The sequence below is a fragment of the Streptomyces sp. NPDC041968 genome, assembly GCF_055589025.1.
Map to the genome: position 1 here is coordinate 214,313 of NZ_JBVJCB010000011.1, position 16,693 is coordinate 231,005.

Annotated in this window: 12 protein-coding genes; 10 read left to right on the forward strand and 2 right to left on the reverse strand. The window is 72.6% G+C overall.

From position 1 onward, the window contains the following. Positions 1-11 precede the first annotated feature (11 nt). The 7 genes from ACZ6EG_RS26405 to ACZ6EG_RS26435 all read left to right on the forward strand — a co-directional run bounded on the left by ACZ6EG_RS26405 (position 12) and on the right by ACZ6EG_RS26435 (position 8,105). The gene (locus ACZ6EG_RS26405) at positions 12-1,259 is read left to right on the forward strand and encodes a polyamine ABC transporter substrate-binding protein (protein ID WP_391971801.1); all 1,248 of its coding nucleotides are present in this window, start codon (positions 12-14) and stop codon (positions 1,257-1,259) included. Further along, positions 1,259-2,428 carry an ABC transporter ATP-binding protein gene (locus tag ACZ6EG_RS26410; protein WP_391971800.1) on the forward strand — a complete coding sequence of 390 codons (1,170 nt, stop codon included), beginning with the start codon at positions 1,259-1,261 and terminating at the stop codon, positions 2,426-2,428. Before ACZ6EG_RS26405 ends, ACZ6EG_RS26410 begins: the two co-directional genes overlap by 1 nt. Continuing rightward, a complete protein-coding gene (locus ACZ6EG_RS26415; protein ID WP_356612220.1) occupies positions 2,428-3,357 on the forward strand; it encodes an ABC transporter permease in 930 nt (309 codons plus the stop codon). The genes ACZ6EG_RS26410 and ACZ6EG_RS26415 overlap by 1 nt, the downstream gene beginning before the upstream one ends. Next, positions 3,358-4,158: an ABC transporter permease gene (locus ACZ6EG_RS26420; RefSeq protein WP_391971799.1), complete on the forward strand. Its 801-nt coding sequence runs from the start codon at positions 3,358-3,360 to the stop codon at positions 4,156-4,158. It begins immediately after the preceding gene. Positions 4,159-4,193: 35 nt separating this feature from the next. Further along, positions 4,194-5,621: an NAD(P)/FAD-dependent oxidoreductase gene (locus ACZ6EG_RS26425; protein WP_469608116.1), complete on the forward strand. Its 1,428-nt coding sequence runs from the start codon at positions 4,194-4,196 to the stop codon at positions 5,619-5,621. 126 nt (positions 5,622-5,747) lie between these two features. Further along, positions 5,748-6,206, forward strand: coding sequence for a hypothetical protein (locus ACZ6EG_RS26430; RefSeq protein ID WP_391971797.1), 459 nt, complete (start codon positions 5,748-5,750; stop codon positions 6,204-6,206). Positions 6,207-6,293: 87 nt separating this feature from the next. Then, on the forward strand, positions 6,294-8,105 hold the full coding sequence (locus ACZ6EG_RS26435) for a chitinase (RefSeq protein WP_391971796.1): 1,812 nt from the start codon (positions 6,294-6,296) through the stop codon (positions 8,103-8,105). Here ACZ6EG_RS26435 and ACZ6EG_RS26440 read toward each other — a convergent pair. Beyond that, the gene (locus ACZ6EG_RS26440) at positions 8,044-8,763 is read right to left on the reverse strand and encodes a phosphatase PAP2 family protein (RefSeq protein WP_391971795.1); all 720 of its coding nucleotides are present in this window, start codon (positions 8,761-8,763) and stop codon (positions 8,044-8,046) included. The genes ACZ6EG_RS26435 and ACZ6EG_RS26440 overlap by 62 nt on opposite strands. A gap of 515 nt (positions 8,764-9,278) precedes the next feature. After that, positions 9,279-10,613: a 4-aminobutyrate--2-oxoglutarate transaminase gene (gene gabT, locus ACZ6EG_RS26445; protein ID WP_356612208.1), complete on the reverse strand. Its 1,335-nt coding sequence runs from the start codon at positions 10,611-10,613 to the stop codon at positions 9,279-9,281. 257 nt (positions 10,614-10,870) lie between these two features. Here gabT and ACZ6EG_RS26450 point away from each other — a divergent pair, with 257 nt between their 5' ends. The 3 genes from ACZ6EG_RS26450 to ACZ6EG_RS26460 all read left to right on the forward strand — a co-directional run bounded on the left by ACZ6EG_RS26450 (position 10,871) and on the right by ACZ6EG_RS26460 (position 16,567). Further along, positions 10,871-12,994 carry an ATP-binding protein gene (locus ACZ6EG_RS26450; RefSeq protein WP_469608122.1) on the forward strand — a complete coding sequence of 708 codons (2,124 nt, stop codon included), beginning with the start codon at positions 10,871-10,873 and terminating at the stop codon, positions 12,992-12,994. 155 nt (positions 12,995-13,149) lie between these two features. Beyond that, positions 13,150-14,853, forward strand: coding sequence for a PucR family transcriptional regulator (locus tag ACZ6EG_RS26455; protein WP_391971793.1), 1,704 nt, complete (start codon positions 13,150-13,152; stop codon positions 14,851-14,853). Positions 14,854-15,121: 268 nt separating this feature from the next. Further along, positions 15,122-16,567 (forward strand): aldehyde dehydrogenase family protein, encoded by a 1,446-nt coding sequence (locus ACZ6EG_RS26460; protein WP_383645642.1) that lies wholly within the window; start codon positions 15,122-15,124, stop codon positions 16,565-16,567. The last annotated feature ends 126 nt before the right edge of the window (positions 16,568-16,693 follow it).

Sequence of the window (16,693 nt, forward strand, 5' to 3'; positions counted from 1 at the left end):
CACACACGCGCATGGAGCAGTACGAGCCCGACCGCCTGTCCCCGGCCCAAGTGGCCGCCATGCGGCGCAGTTTCACCCACGGCAGGGCCTCCCTCACCCGCCGCTCGCTGCTGCGCGCCTCCACGGGCGGCGCGCTGGCGGTCGGCGGCCTCGGGGCGCTGAGCGCCTGCGGCATCCCCCCGGCGGGCAAGAGCGAGGGCGGGGTCTCCTCCGAGGACCGGTCCAAGGAGGAGAAGGAGGTCTCCTTCTCCAACTGGACCGAGTACATGGACGTCGACGACAGCGGCGGACGGCACCCGACGCTGGACGCGTTCACCCGGCGGACCGGCGTCAAGGTCAAGTACACCGAGGACATCAACGACAACAACGAGTTCTTCGGCAAGATCCAGCCGCAGCTGGCGGCGGGCCAGGAGACCGGCCGCGACATCATCGTCGTCACCGACTGGCTGGCCGCCCGTCTGATCCGCCTCGGCTGGGTCCAGAAGCTGGACCCGTCACACCTGCCGCACGCCTTCGCCCACCTGTCCCCGCAGTTCCGCGACCCGGACTGGGACCCGGGCCGCGCCTACTCGTACCCCTGGCAGGGCATCTCGACCGTCATCGCCTACAACAAGAAGGCGCTGGACGGCGTCGAGGTGAGGACGGTCTCCGACCTCCTCGACCACCCGAAGCTCAAGGGCCGCGTCGGCTTCCTGACCGAGATGCGCGACACCGTCGGGATGGTGCTGCTCGACATGGGCAAGGACCCGGGGCGCTTCACCGACGACGACTACGACGCCGCCATCGCCCGCCTCCAGAAGGGCGTCGACCGCGGCCAGATCCGCCGCTTCACCGGCAACGACTACACGTCCGACATCAGCAAGGGCGACTTCGCGGCCTGCCTGGCCTGGGCCGGCGACGTCGTCCAGCTCAAGGCGGACAACCCGGACGTCGACTTCCTCATCCCGGACAGCGGGTACATCACGTCCAGCGACAACATGCTGGTCCCCAACAAGGCCCGGCACAAGACCAACGCCGAGCGGCTCATGGACTACTACTACGAGCCGGGACCGGCCGCGCAGCTCGCCGCCTACATCAACTACGTCTGTCCCGTGGACGGCGTGAAGGACGAGCTCGCGAAGATCGACGAGGACGCGGCGAACAACCCGCTGATCCTCCCCGACAAGGCCATGCAGGCCAAGTCCCGTGCCTTCCGCTCCCTGAGCCCGAAGGAAGAGACGGCCTACGAAGAGAAGTTCGCGAAGCTCACTGGGGCGTGATGACGACGATGAAGACGCAGACAGACGCGACGGAGCACGGCGGGGACGTCCGCCTCTCCGGCATCAGCAAGACCTACGGCTCCTTCACCGCCGTGCACCCGCTCGACCTGACCGTGCCGCAGGGCTCCTTCTTCGCCCTGCTCGGCGCCTCCGGCTGCGGCAAGACCACCACCCTGCGCATGATCGCCGGACTGGAGGAGCCGAGCGCCGGCACCGTCCACCTCGGCGACCAGGACGTGACCGCGCTGCCGCCGTACAAGCGGCCGGTGAACACGGTCTTCCAGTCCTACGCCCTCTTCCCGCACCTCGACATCTTCGAGAACGTCGCCTTCGGTCTGCGCCGGCGCGGCATCAAGAGCGTGAAGAAGCAGGTCGGAGAGATGCTCGACCTCGTCCAGCTCGGAGAGCAGGCCCGCAAGAAGCCGCACCAGCTCTCCGGCGGCCAGCAGCAGCGCGTCGCGGTCGCCCGCGCGCTGATCAACCACCCCAAGGTGCTGCTCCTAGACGAACCGCTCGGCGCCCTCGACCTCAAGCTGCGCCGCCAGATGCAGCTGGAGCTCAAGCGCATCCAGACCGAGGTCGGCATCACCTTCGTGCACGTCACGCACGACCAGGAGGAGGCCATGACCATGGCCGACCAGGTCGCCGTGATGAACGGCGGCCGGGTCGAGCAGCTCGGCGCCCCCGCCGACCTCTACGAGAACCCGCGGACCACCTTCGTGGCCAACTTCCTCGGTACCTCCAACCTCGTTGAGGCCGAGGTCGACAGCCGCAGCGGCGACGACGTCGTGGTGCGGGCGGCCGGCGACAAGCTGGTCCTGCCCGGCGCCCGCTGTTCCGCGCCGGCCGAGGCCGGCGGCAGGCTGCTGGTGGGCGTGCGTCCGGAGAAGATCAGCCTCACCCACGCCGACGAGGCCGGGTCCATACCCGAGGGACGCAACCGGATCACCGGAAGGATCGCCGGCACCAGCTTCATCGGCGTCTCCACGCAGTACGTGGTCGACTGCGCGGCCTGCCCCGGGTTCGAGGTCTACGTCCAGAACATCGACCGCGACGCCCGGCTGGTGCCCGGCGCCGAGGTCGTCCTGCACTGGAACCCGGCGCACACCTTCGGCCTGGACGCGTCGCAGGACATCGAGGCGGGCGTGACCGAGGGCGAGGGCGCCTGATGTCCACCCTCACCGAGGCGCCACCGCCGCTCTCCCCGCCCGCACCGGAGGGGAAGCCCCCGCGCAGGCGGGGCCGCTGGACGCCGTACTGGCTGCTGCTGCCCGGCATCCTGTGGCTCGTCGTGTTCTTCGCGGCGCCGATGATCTACCAGGCCTCCACGTCCGTGCAGACGGGCTCGCTGGAGGAGGGCTACAAGGTCACCTGGCACTTCCTGACCTACTGGGAGGCGCTGTCCGAGTACTGGCCCCAGTTCCTGCGCTCGGTCGCCTACGCGGCCTCCGCCACCGTGCTCTGTCTGCTGCTGGGCTACCCGCTGGCCTACCTGATCGCCTTCCGGGCGGGCCGCTGGCGGAACCTGATCATGATCCTGGTGATCGCGCCGTTCTTCACCAGCTTCCTGATCCGCACCCTGGCCTGGAAGACGATCCTCGCGGACGGCGGCCCGGTCGTCGGCGTCCTGAACACCCTGCACGTCCTGGACGTCACCAGCTGGCTCGGCTGGACGGCCGGCGACCGCGTACTGGCCACGCCGCTCGCGGTGGTCTGCGGTCTGACGTACAACTTCCTCCCCTTCATGATCCTGCCGCTGTACACGTCGCTGGAGCGCATCGACGGCCGGCTGCACGAGGCGGCGGGGGACCTGTACGCGAAGCCGTCGACGGTGTTCCGCAAGGTCACCTTCCCGCTGTCGATGCCCGGCGTCGTCTCCGGGACGCTGCTCACCTTCATCCCGGCGACCGGTGACTACGTCAACGCCTCGCTGCTGGGCTCGGCCGACACCGGCATGATCGGCAACGTGATCCAGTCCCAGTTCCTGCGGGTGCTGGACTATCCGACGGCGGCGGCGCTCTCCTTCATCCTGATGGCCGCGATCCTCGCCATGGTGACCGTCTACATTCGAAAGTCCGGCACGGAGGATCTGGTCTGAATGGCCTTCGTCAACTGGTTCAAACGCAATCTGGTCGTCGTCGCGGGCCTTTTCACGCTCGCTTACCTCCTGTTGCCCAACCTCATCGTCACGGTCTTCTCCTTCAACAAGCCGAACGGGCGTTTCAACTACGAGTGGCAGCAGTTCTCCACGGACGCCTGGAAGGACCCGTGCGGCGTCGCGGGACTGTGCGGCTCCCTCTCGCTGAGCCTCCAGATCGCCTTCTGGGCGACGCTCGGCGCCACCGCGCTCGGCACCGCGATCGCCTTCGCGCTGGTCCGCTACCGCTTCCGCGCGCGCGGCGCCATCAACTCGCTGATCTTCCTGCCGATGGCGATGCCCGAGGTCGTGATGGCCGCCTCGCTGCTCACCCTGTTCCTCAACATGGGCGCTCAGCTGGGGTTCTGGACGGTCCTGATCGCCCACATCATGTTCTGCCTCAGCTTCGTCGTGACGGCCGTCAAGGCGCGCGTGCTGTCGATGGACCCGAGGCTGGAACAGGCGGCGCAGGACCTCTACGCCGGGCCCGTGCAGACCTTCGTGCGGGTCACGCTGCCCATCGCCGCCCCGGGAATCGCCGCCGGCGCGCTGCTGGCCTTCGCGCTCTCCTTCGACGATTTCATCATCACCAATTTCAACGCGGGTTCCACCGTCACCTTCCCCATGTTCGTCTGGGGATCGGCCCAGCGCGGCACGCCCGTTCAGATCAACGTCGTCGGTACGGCCATGTTCGTCGTCGCCGTACTGTTCGTCCTGGCCTCCATGGTCATCGGCAGCCGCCGAAAGCGCCGCACGGCGTAAGGCACCGAGCACTGCATTCGTAGGGAGTTGAAATCATGGCCCCGAGCGCCATGAGCCGCAGCAACGACTGGACGAAATCCCTCTCCGACGCCCAGCCGGTCCCGTACTGGCTGGACGACCCCGGCCGACCCCGCCCCGAGGCCGCCCTCACCGGCCCCGAGAGCTGCGACCTGCTGGTCGTGGGCGGCGGTTACAGCGGACTGTGGACCGCGCTGATCGCCAAGGAGCGCGACCCGGGGCGGGACGTGGTGCTGCTCGAGGGCCGCGAGGCGGGCTGGGCCGCCTCGGGCCGCAACGGCGGGTTCTGCGCCGCCTCCCTCACCCACGGCCTGTCCAACGGCCTCACCCGCTGGCCGGACGAGATCCACCGGCTGGAGGAACTGGGCGCCCGCAACCTCGACGCGATCGAGGCGGCGGTCGCCCGCCACTCCCTCGACTGCGACTTCGAACGCACCGGCGAGATCGACGTCGCGACCGAGGAGTACCAGGCCCGGGAGCTGAAGGACTGGTACGGGGAGATCAGCGCCAAGGGCCTCGCCGACGGCGTCGAGTACCTGGACGCCGAGGCCGTGCGGGAACAGGTCGACTCCCCGACCTTCCGCGCGGGCCTGTACGACCGCCGAGGCGTGGCCATGCTCCACCCGGCCAAGCTCGTGTGGGGCCTCAAGCGGGCCTGCCTCGCACTGGGCGTACGCGTCTACGAGAACACTCCGGCGCTCACCCTCAGGCCCCTCGGCGCCGGCATGGCCGTGCGCACCCCCTACGGCGGGGTCCGCGCCCGCACGGTCGCGCTCGGCACCAACATCTTCCCGAACCTGGTCAAGCGCGTGCGCTCGTACACCGTCCCGGTCTACGACTACGCCCTGATGACCGAGCCGCTGACCGCCGGGCAACTGGCCTCGATCGGCTGGAAGAACCGGCAGGGCCTCGGCGACAGCGCCAACCAGTTCCACTACTTCCGCCTCTCCGCCGACAACCGCATCCTGTGGGGCGGCTACGACGCGATCTACCCGTACGGCGGCCGGGTGCGCGCCGAGTACGACGACCGCCCGGAGACCTACGCCAAGCTCGCCGGGCACTTCTTCACCTGCTTCCCGCAGCTGGAGGGCGTCCGCTTCACGCACGCCTGGGGCGGCGCGATCGACACCTGCTCGCGCTTCTCGGCGTTCTTCGGCACCGCCCACCAGGGCAGGGTGGCCTACGCGGCCGGGTACACCGGCCTCGGCGTCGGCGCCACCCGCTTCGGCGCCGAGGTGATGCTGGACCTGCTCGCGGGCGAGCGCACCGAGCGCACCGAACTGGAGATGGTCCGCAGGAAGCCGCTGCCGTTCCCGCCCGAGCCCTTCGCCTGGACCGGCATCGCGCTCACCAAGTGGTCGCTGGCCCGCGCGGACGCGTCCGAGGGACGGCGCAACCTCTGGCTGCGGACCATGGACAGACTGGGACTCGGCTTCGACAGCTAGACCTCCCGCGGGGGCGTGTGACCCGGTTCACCTGAACGAGTCGCCCGGACCCGCGTAATGCCCGCCGGGGGACCTCCCTCTCCCTCGTGACGCACCCGCGTCCACGAGCGAGAGGGAGGTCCTCACATGCCTGGTGCGAAGACGGCCGTCGCGTGGCTGGCATCCGTCGCACCGGATCCGGAGTCCTGTCGGCGGGAATGGGAGCGCAACCCCCTGGGGGTCGCGCTGTTGCCCGCCGGCAAGGCCTGGGACGTGCTCATCCTGCCGAGCAGGCTCGGCTATCCGACCCTCGACGTGCTCACCCGCGTCCTGGACCGGCCCGGCCCGGTCCTCGCCGACTTCGGCGACGCGCGCACGGGCTTCTTCGTGCCGGCCGGCACGGCCGCCCGCTGGGTGGGCACCGGTGTCCGGTCGGCCGGGCTCGGCACCTGGATCGTGGTGCCCCACCCGGGAGGGCTGTCCTCCGGCGGAACCCGCTGGCTCGTCCCCCCGGACGGGGCGGGCACCCTCACCGATCCCGCGCTCCTCGAACTGGCGATGCACGAGGCGGCTGCGGCTCTGGCGGGGGAGGAGGGCGGAGGGTGACCGACGGCAAGGGTTGACAAGCCAATTGGTCTGGACCAAGTTGGGCGCGCTCCACCCTCCCCATCTCCCCCATGTCCGGAGGCACTTGTGGAACGCTCCAGACCTCGCGCCCGTCGCACCCTCGTCACGCTGCTCACCGCCGCGGCACTCGCCGCGTCCGGTACGACCGCGCTCTCGTCGGCCGCCCGTGCGGCCGACGCGGACCTCGCCAGGAACGGCGGCTTCGAGACCGGCCTGGACGGCTGGACCTGCACGGCGGGCGCGACCGTGACCTCACCCGTGCTCAGCGGCACCGCCGCCCTCAAGGCCACCCCGGCCGGCGCCGACCACGCCCGCTGCGCGCAGACGGTGACCGTGAAGCCGGACTCCCCGTACACGCTGACGGGCCACGTCCGCGGCGCCTACGTGTACCTCGGTGCGAGCGGCACCGGCACCACCGACGTCTCCGCCTGGACCCAGTCCGCCCCCGACTGGCAGCGGCTGACGACCACCTTCCGCACCGGCCCGACCACCACGAAGGTCACCATCTACACCCACGGCTGGTACGGCACCGGCGCCTACCACGCCGACGACATCTCCCTGACCGGCCCCGGCGGGGAGGCGGGTCAGCCCCCGGCGGTGCCCGGCGGTCTGGCGACCGGCTCGGTCACCTCCTCCAGCGTCGACCTGTCCTGGTCACCCGTCCCGGGCGCCACCGGCTACGCCGTCTACCGCGACGGCACCCGGGTCCGCACCGTCACCGGCACCTCCACCACCCTCACCGGCCTGAGCCCCTCGACCGCCTACGCCTTCCAGGTCGCCGCGGTCAACGACGCGGGCGAGTCCGCGCGGTCGGCCACGGTCACGGCGACCACCGCGGAGGGCCCGGGCGGCGGCGGATCCGACCTCCCGGCCCACGCCCTGGTCGGCTACCTCCACGCGAGCTTCGCCAACGGCTCCGGCTACACGCGCATGGCCGACGTGCCCGACAGCTGGGACGTCATCGACCTGGCCTTCGGCGAGCCGACCTCGGTCACCTCCGGCGACATCCGCTTCGAGCGCTGCCCGGTCGCGGAGTGCCCGAACGTGGAGAGCGACGCCGAGTTCAAGGCCGCGATCAAGGCCAAGCAGGCGGCCGGCAAGAAGGTGCTGATCTCCATCGGCGGCCAGAACGGCCAGGTGCGGCTCACCACCACCGCGGCCCGCGACACCTTCGTCTCCTCCGTCTCGAAGATCATCGACGAGTACGGCCTCGACGGTCTCGACATCGACTTCGAGGGCCACTCCCTCTCCCTGGACGCCGACGACACCGACTTCCGGAACCCGAAGACCCCGGTGATCGTCAACCTGATCTCCGCGCTGAAGACCCTCAAGGCCAGGTACGGCGACGACTTCGTCCTGACGATGGCCCCGGAGACCTTCTTCGTCCAGCTCGGCTACCAGTTCTACGGCACGGGCAAGTGGGGCGGCCAGGACCCGCGGGCCGGGGCCTACCTGCCGGTCATCCACGCCCTGCGCGACGACCTGACCCTGCTGCACGTCCAGGACTACAACTCGGGCCCGATCATGGGCCTCGACAACCAGTACCACTCCATGGGCGGCGCCGACTTCCACATCGCGATGACCGACATGCTGCTCACCGGCTTCCCGGTCGCGGGCGACGCCGGCAAGGTCTTCCCGCCGCTGCGCCCCGACCAGGTCGCGATCGGCATGCCGGCCTCCACCAACGCCGGCAACGGCCACGTGTCCCCGGCCGAGGTCACCAAGGCGCTGAACTGCCTGACCAGGAAGACCGACTGCGGCGCGTACGCGACCCACGGCACCTGGCCGGCCCTGCGCGGCCTGATGACGTGGTCGATCAACTGGGACCGCTACTCGAACTGGGAGTTCCAGAGGAACTTCGACGCGTACTTCGGGTGACCGGGCGCCGGGACCGGCCCGCCGCCAGACACACCCCGGCCAGCAGCACCGCACCCAGGCACCAGCTGGCCAGCACGTCCAGCGGCCAGTGGTAGCCCCGGCGCACCAGTCCGTAGGAGGCACCGAGCACGAGGAGAGCGCAGAGGACGACGAGCGCGCGGCGGACGGCCGGCGAACGCAGCAGCCCGAGGACGAGCAGCGTCGCCGCGCCGTACGCGACGACCGCGGTGGCGGTGTGCCCGGAGGGGTAGTAGCCGACGGCCGGCGGCACGGCCGGGGTCCCGGGGCGGTCGGTCCACTCCTTCAGCGGGGCGACCACAGCCGGCACCAGGGCCATCGCCAGGGCCCCGGCCAGGGGCGGCAGCCACCAGAGGTCCAGACCCGCGGCCCGCCCGCGCCACGCGGCGTACGCCAGCGCGAGGGCGAGGACGGGCACCGCCACCTGCACGTTGCCGAGGTCGGCCAGCAGTTCGGAGAGCCGGTCGGGGTGGACGAGCGTCCTGCTCAACCGTTCGTCCACGCCGACCAGCGGGCCGTCGGCGACGACCTGCCAGGTGATCAGCGAGAACAGGAGGACGGGCACGCCGACGAGGGCGGACAGCGCGCGGCGACGGGAGAGACGAGCACGGGGAGCGCGCGGGGACGGGGAGACCGGCATGCCGCCCAGCTTCGCAGGCCCGCCCGCACCTGGTCCCACCGCCCGTGCGGCGTGTGCGGACCGGGGGCTCCCGGCCGGAGGGAACACCGAAGGGCCGGCGCAAGGGGGGGAGTGTGCCGGCCCTTCGGTGAACCGCCGTCCCGGGTGCCGGGGCGGCCGTCCTGACCGGAACGCCGCGCGCCCCGGGGGGTTTGGGGCGGGCGACCGTCCGATCGTGAGGAGATCCGGAACCCGTGGGTTCCGGTCGTGTGCGCGAGGCACGACCAGGTCGAAGCTGGGGAGGCCTCGGCCTGAGATCCCGCCCGCAGTCCCCTGCGGGCGGGGTGTATCTCTCATCTGCGTAGAACCTACGGCAGGGGATGGGCTCAGGACAGGGCCATCGGCGTCCTGCCATCCACCTCGCACACGTTCTTCACACGCTCTGCGGTTCGCCCCGTCAGGCGTGCGAAACGCAGCTCAGATGCGCGTTCGGGCACTCGCTCACCTGCCCGCTCGCGCGTCCTCCGCGGTCTCGCTCAGACGCGGGCGAAGCCCTGCTCGATGATGTCCAGGCCCTCGTTCAGCAGGTCCTCGCCGATGACCAGCGGGGGCAGGAAGCGCAGCACGTTGCCGTAGGTGCCACAGGTCAGGACCAGCAGGCCCTCGGCGTGGCAGGCCTTGGCGAGCGCGGCGGTGGCCTCCGGGTTCGGCTCCTTGGTGGCGCGGTCCTTGACCAGCTCGACGGCGATCATCGCGCCGCGGCCGCGGACGTCGCCGATGATGTCGAACTTCTCGGCCATGGCGGTGAGGCGGGACTTCATGAGCGCCTCGATGTTCTTCGCCCTGGCGTTGAGGTCCAGCTCCTTCATCGTCTCGATGGCACCGAGCGCGCCCGCGCAGGCGACCGGGTTGCCGCCGTAGGTGCCGCCGAGGCCGCCGGAGTGCGCGGCGTCCATGATCTCGGCGCGGCCGGTGACGGCGGCGAGCGGCAGCCCGCCCGCGATGCCCTTGGCCGTCGTGATCAGGTCCGGGACGATGCCCTCGTCCTCGCAGGCGAACCACTGGCCGGTGCGGCAGAAGCCGGACTGGATCTCGTCGGCGACGAAGACGATGCCCTTGTCCCGGGCGAACTCGCTGATGGCCGGCAGGAAGCCCTTGGCCGGCTCGATGAAGCCGCCCTCGCCGAGCACCGGCTCGATGATGATCGCGGCCACGTTCTCGGCACCGACCTGCTTGCTGATCTGGTCGATCGCCTGGGCGGCGGCCTCCGGACCGGCGTTCTCCGGGCCGGTCGGCCAGCGGTAGCCGTAGGCGACCGGCACGCGGTACACCTCGGGCGCGAACGGACCGAAGCCGTGCTTGTACGGCATGTTCTTCGCGGTCAGCGCCATCGTCAGGTTGGTGCGGCCGTGGTAGCCGTGGTCGAAGACGACGACCGCCTGGCGCTTGGTGTAGGCGCGGGCGATCTTCACCGCGTTCTCGACGGCCTCGGCGCCGCTGTTGAACAGGGCCGACTTCTTCTCGTGGTCGCCCGGGGTCAGCTCGGCGAGCGCCTCGGCGACGGCGACGTAGCCCTCGTACGGCGTCACCATGAAGCAGGTGTGGGTGAAGTCGGCGAGCTGCGCGGACGCCTTGCGCACCACGGCCTCGGCGGAGGCGCCGACGGAGGTCACGGCGATGCCGGAACCGAAGTCGATCAGGCGGTTGCCGTCGACGTCCTCGATGATGCCGCCGCCCGCGCGCGCGGTGAAGACGGGCAGGACGGAGCCCACACCCTGCGCGACCACGGCCGCACGCCGGGCCTGCAGCTCCTGCGACTTCGGGCCGGGGATGGCGGTGACGACGCGGCGCTCCTGCGGAAGTGCGGTCATGGGGGGCTCCTGGGTCTTGCGGAGGTGACGGACGCTTGCCTTCTTTTCTCGCAGGCTAGGACCGGGACGGGGGAGCGGGCATGCTCCATGGGGGCGTGTCCCGGAGTGCCGGTTGTCCGTGGTGGACAGGTGGTCCGCGCGTCGGCATCCGGACACGTCCACACGGGCCCGGCCGCGTAAGCGGTGAACTCCCCCTGGGAGGGCGTTAGATTGGCTCGCTGATGGTGGACGGAGCGGCTGGTCAGGGGGCAAGGGCGATGGACAGCGACGGGATGCGGGACGCGCGGGGTACGCATGCGAATCCTGTGCCGCGTCCGGCGGGGCCTCCCGAGGTGCCGTCGGTGCCGCCGCGCCCCCCGGCGCCGCCGGGGGCCCCGCCCCTGCCGGACGGCTCCGCCTTCGTGGCGTGGCTGCGGACCCCCCGCCCCGAGGCGCCGCCCGGCGTGTGGCGGTTCGGGCACCGGCCCCGGTCGGCGCAGGAGCCGGAGCAGATGCCCAGCAGGCAGCTGCTGACCGGCGCCCTGATCGCGTTCCTCGTCGGGTGGCTCATCTGGTCGCTCCTGGCCAACGGCTACCTGGGCGGCTGGTGGATCCTCCCCCTGGAACTGCTCACCCCGGACTCCTGGCGCACCAGCGACAGCCAGGTCGTCAACCTCGTCGTCTGGGACGGCTACACCCTGCTCGTCGTGCTCGCGATCATGGTCGGGGTCGGGCGGCTGGGCCGCTGGGACGAGGTCTGGCGCCGTTTCGTGAAGCCCCGACTGCGGCGCCCCGAGGCGCGGGAGCCGCAGCCCCTGTCCGCCGAGGACCCCGCCGACTGGCCCGCGCTGCGCGCGGCCGGCGCCCACGACGCCGCCGAGCGGCTCGCCGCCGAGGCGCGCCAGGGACTCATGCGCGACGTCGACCACGCCCGCATCAGCCGCGCGTGGCAGGGCGTCCTCGGCGGCCGGCACAGCCTCGCCTCCTTCACCGGCGCGGTGCTCGGCCACGGCGCCGGCGCCTGCCCGCACCCCTCCGGCGCCCGCGACCTGCCCCTCCGGCAGGCCCGGCACGACCTGGTCACCGGACAGGTACGGCTCGGGACGACCGCCGACGACGCCCGCAACCCCTACGCCTACCGGGGCACCGGCCTGGCCCTCGACCCCGGCCTGCTCGGCACCTCCCTGCTCGCCGTCGGACCGGCGGGCTCCGGCAAGACCGGCAGCGTCGTGCGCCCGCTCACCGAGTCGCTGTGCCTGCACGCGCTGGCCGGACGGGCCGCCGTCGTCGTGGTCGGCGCCGCGGGCGCCCCCCTCGGCCCGGCCGACGCCTACGACGTCGTCGTACGGATCGGCCACCCGGACTCGGTGTACGACCTCGACCTGTACGGCGGCACCACCGACCCGGACGAGGCCGCCGCCGTGCTCGCGGAAGCCCTGGTCGGGGACCTCACCGACGCGCACGCGGGCGGCGACACCCGCCGCTCCACCACGGTCCTCGCCCAGCTCCTGGGCCCCTTCCACGCGGTGCACGGGCGCTTCCCCGGCGTACCGGAGCTGCGGCAGCTGCTCGACGGGACGCCCGGCCCGCTGGCCGCACTGCGCGAGGGACTGCGGGCGGCCGGGCACGCGTCCCTGCTGCGCGAGCTGGACGCGCGCGAGCGGCAGATGGCGCACCCCGGGGACGTGGGCGGCGTGCTCGCCGACCGGGTGGCCCTGCTGGACCGGCCCGCCTTCGCCCCCTTCTTCGACACCTCGGGGCAGACCCGGCCGTTCTCGCTCAAGGCGCTCGACCATCCCGTACGGGTCCGCATCGACCTGCCCGAACGCGGGCACGCCGACGCCTCCCGCATTCTGGCGCGCCTGGTCCTCGCCCAGTTCACGGCGAGCGTCCCCGTGCGCGAGGACCGGTCGCTCTTCGCCTGCCTGGTGCTGGACGACGCGAGCGGCGTGATCACGCCCGAGGCGGTGCGGGGCGTCCAGCGGCTGCGCTCCGCGGGCGCCGGGGTCGTCCTGACCCTGCGCACGCTGGACGACGTGCCGCGCCCGTTGCGCGGGCCGCTGCTCGGGTCCGTCGGGTGCCGGATGGCACTGGCCGGGCTCACCCCCTGGGACGGGCAGGACTTCGCCGCGGTGTGGGGCAAGGAGTGGACCGACGCCACGGACGTCACCGACCGGCAGATCATCGCCGAGACGCCGGCGGGCAAGGCCGTGCACATGCTGCGCCGGGTGATCACCGGGAAGGCGCCCACCGCGCGGGCGGTGACGGTGCGGCAGGTCGAGCGGGAGCGCTGGTCCGCGTCCGAGCTGGCGCACGCCGTGCCCGCGGGGCACGCCGTGCTGTCGCTGACCTCCGTCAAGGGGGAGCACGCGCCGCCGCTCCTGGTGGACCTGCGCGGGTGATCCGCCGCGGATGATCTGTCCGGAGCGGACGCCTCGGACCGTACAGTGAGGCAGAATCGACACAGGTCGTTCATACGCGGCGGCCAAAAGATCACGGTTGTCTCACACCGCAGGCACCTTCCGCACCGCACGCAGATCCGAAGGCCCAGGCCCCCATGCCCCCCACGCTCGCCTCGCTCGTCCACCACTCCGCGCTCAAGCTGACCGTGCGCGCGGGGGAGGACCGCCTCGACGTGCCGGTGCGCTGGGCACACGTCAGCGAGCTCGCCGACCCCGTGCCCTACATGGAGGGCGGCGAACTGCTGCTGATCACCGCGTTGAAGCTGGACGCCGAGGACCCCGCGGTGATGCACCGGTACGTGAAGCGCCTGGTCGGCGCCGGCGTGGTGGGGCTCGGGTTCGCCGTCGGGGTCAACTACGACGACATCCCCGAGCCGCTGGTCGAGGCGGCCCGGCAGGAGGGGCTGCCGCTGCTGGAGGTGCCGCGCCGCACCCCGTTCCTCGCCATCAGCAAGGCCGTGTCCGCCGCGATCGCCGCCGACCAGTACCGGGCGGTCACCGCGGGCTTCGCGGCCCAGCGGGAGCTGACCAGGCAGGCCCTGTCCGGCGGCCCCGAAGGGCTGCTGGCCGCGCTCGCCACGCAGGTCGACGGCTGGGCGGCACTGTACGACGCCTCGGGCGCCGTGGTCGCCGCGGCACCCGAGTGGGCGGGGCGCAGGGCCGCGCGGCTCACCGGGGACGTCCAGCGGCTGCGTGAGCGCCCCGCCCCGGCCTCCTCGGTCGTCGGCGGCGCCGAGGGCGCTGAGCACCCCGAGAACGCCGACCGGGTCGAACTCCACTCCCTCGGCACCTCCCGCCGCCCCCGCTCGGCCCTCGCCGTCGGCACCGCCGCCGCCCTCGGCACCGCCGAGCGCTACGCCGTCCACTCCGCCATCGCCCTGCTGACCCTCACCACGGAGCGCTCGCGCTCCCTGCACGAGGCCGAACAGCGCATCGACGAGGCCGTCCTGCGCATGCTGCTGGCCGGCGAACCGGACCACGCGCGCACGGTCGCCGGGGACCTGTACGGCGGTCTGCTGGACGCGCCCTTCCGGATCGTCGTCGCCGAGTCGGCGTCCGCGTCCGCCGCGCGGGCGCACGCCGGCCCGCACGCGCGCGTGCCGGCCGCCCCGGCCAAGCCCTCGGCCGCCGCGCTGGCCGCCGCCGACACCGACGGCGACCCGCTCGGCGCGCTCGCCGAGGTCGTGGAGTCGGCGGCGGCCCGGTCCGGCGAGGCGGTGCTCGTCGTCCCCGAGGGCGAGCGGCTGGTGGTGCTCGCCGTGGACGGGGGCGCGGCCGTCGCCGCCTGCACCGAGTACGCCGCGGCGCTGGAGACCGCCCGCCCGGCGCCCGAGCCGAGGGTGGGCGGTGACGAGGAGGGTCTGGTCGTCGGCCTGTCGGCGCCCTCCGGGCCGATCGCCGCCTCCGCCGCTTACAAGCAGGCCGAGCAGGCCCTGTCGGTGGCCCGGCGGCGCGGACGGGTCTGCGTGGAACACGAGCACCTGGCCGCCGGATCGGTCCTGCCGCTCCTCGCCGACGACGCGGTCCGCGCCTTCGCCGACGGCCTGCTGCGCGCCCTGCGGGACCACGACGCCACCGGCCGGGGCGACCTGGTGGCCTCCCTGCGCGCCTGGCTCTCCCGCCACGGCCAGTGGGACGCGGCCGCGGCCGACCTCGGCGTCCACCGCCACACCCTGCGCTACCGCATGCGCCGCGTCGAGGAGATCCTCGGCCGCTCCCTCGACGACCCGGACGTACGGATGGAGCTGTGGCTGGCCCTGAAGGCGACGTCGACGGAGAACAGCCCGTCCGGCGGGTGAGGACGGGCCGTCCAGGGCCGCGGCGGGCCCGCGGCGGCGGCCCCGGGACGGTACGGGGGGACCGGGGCAACCGGGGCAACCGGGGCGACCGGGACCACCGCGCCCCCGATCCTCCGCCCCACTCCGCGCTCCACCTGGCCGCAGCGTCGAACACCCCCTCCTCACCACTACACCCCGGACAAACGCCCCCCACCGCCTCCCGCCCTACCGTGGACCCCGCACCCCCGTCACGTACACACACCCCAACGCGGAAGGGCCGGGACTCGACATGACTTCCACCCACGCCTTCTGGCTCGCCGGCCGCCAGGCCACCGGCGAGTCCGGCTTCGACGTCACGTCCCCCTGGGACGGCAGCCAGGTGGGCACGGTGAGCCTGCCGACCGACGCCCAGGTCGAGGAGGCCGTGGCCGCCGCGTACGCCGTACGGGACGAGTTCGCCGCCACCCCGGCCCACGTCCGCGCCGCCGCCCTGGACCACGTCAGCCGGCGCCTGGTCGAGCGCACCGAGGAGATCGCCCGCCTGATCTCCGCCGAGAACGGCAAGCCGATCAAGTGGGCCCGCGGCGAGGTGGGCCGCGCGGTGTCCGTCTTCCGCTTCGCGGCCGAGGAGGCCCGCCGGTTCAACGGCGGCGAGGCGCAGCGCCTGGACACCGACGCCGGCGGCCAGGGGCGGCTCGCCCTCACCCGCCGCTTCCCCAAGGGCGTCGTCCTCGGCATCGCGCCGTTCAACTTCCCGCTCAACCTGTGCGCGCACAAGATCGCCCCAGCGATCGCCGCAGGCGCGCCCATCATCCTCAAGCCGGCGCCCGCCACCCCCCTGTCCGGCCTGGTCCTCGGCGAACTGCTCGCCGAGACCGAGCTGCCCGCCGGCTCCTGGAGCATCCTGCCGGTGCCCAACGACAAGATGCCCGCCCTCGTCCAGGACGAGCGCCTGCCGGTCATCTCGTTCACCGGCTCCGAGACGGTCGGTTACGCGATCATGGACTCGGTGCCCCGCAAGCACTGCACCCTGGAGCTGGGCGGCAACGGTGCGGCCGTCGTCCTCGGCGACTGGGCGAGCGACGAGGACCTGGACCGGGCCGCGACCCGCATCGCGACCTTCTCCAACTACCAGGGCGGCCAGTCCTGCATCTCGGTGCAGCGCGTGATCGCCGACGCCGCCGTCTACGACCGCCTGCTGCCGCGCATCGTCGCCGCCGTCGAGGCCCAGGTCACCGGCGACCCGAACGACGACGCCACGGACGTCGGCCCGCTGGTCAGCGAGGCCGCCGCCGAGCGCGTCGAGGCGTGGGTGCGGGAGGCCGTCGAGGCCGGCGCCACCCTGCACACCGGCGGCAAGCGGGACGGTGCCTCCTACGCGCCGACCGTCCTCACCGACCTCCCGGCGGACACCACCCTCGCCTGCGAGGAGGTCTTCGGACCCGTCCTCAGCGTGCAGAAGGTGAACGGCGAGACCGAGGCGTTCGACGCGGTCAACGACTCCAAGTACGGCCTCCAGGCGGGTGTCTTCACCCACGACCTCCAGGCCGCCTTCCGCGCCCACCGTGCCCTGGAGGTCGGCGGCGTCGTCATCGGCGACGTGCCGTCCTACCGCGCGGACCAGATGCCGTACGGCGGCGCCAAGCAGTCCGGCGTGGGACGCGAGGGCGTGAAGTTCGCGATGGACGACTACACCTACGAGCGGGTGCTGGTCCTGACGGGCCTGGCCCTCTGACCCACCCCGAGCAGCCCGACGGCCCGAGCCCACTGTGCGGGGGCTCGGGCCGTCGCCCGTCCGCGGGCCGATCCCGGGGGTCCTGGGCGACGAGTCGGGGCCGGGCGCCGGTCAGTACCGGTGCCC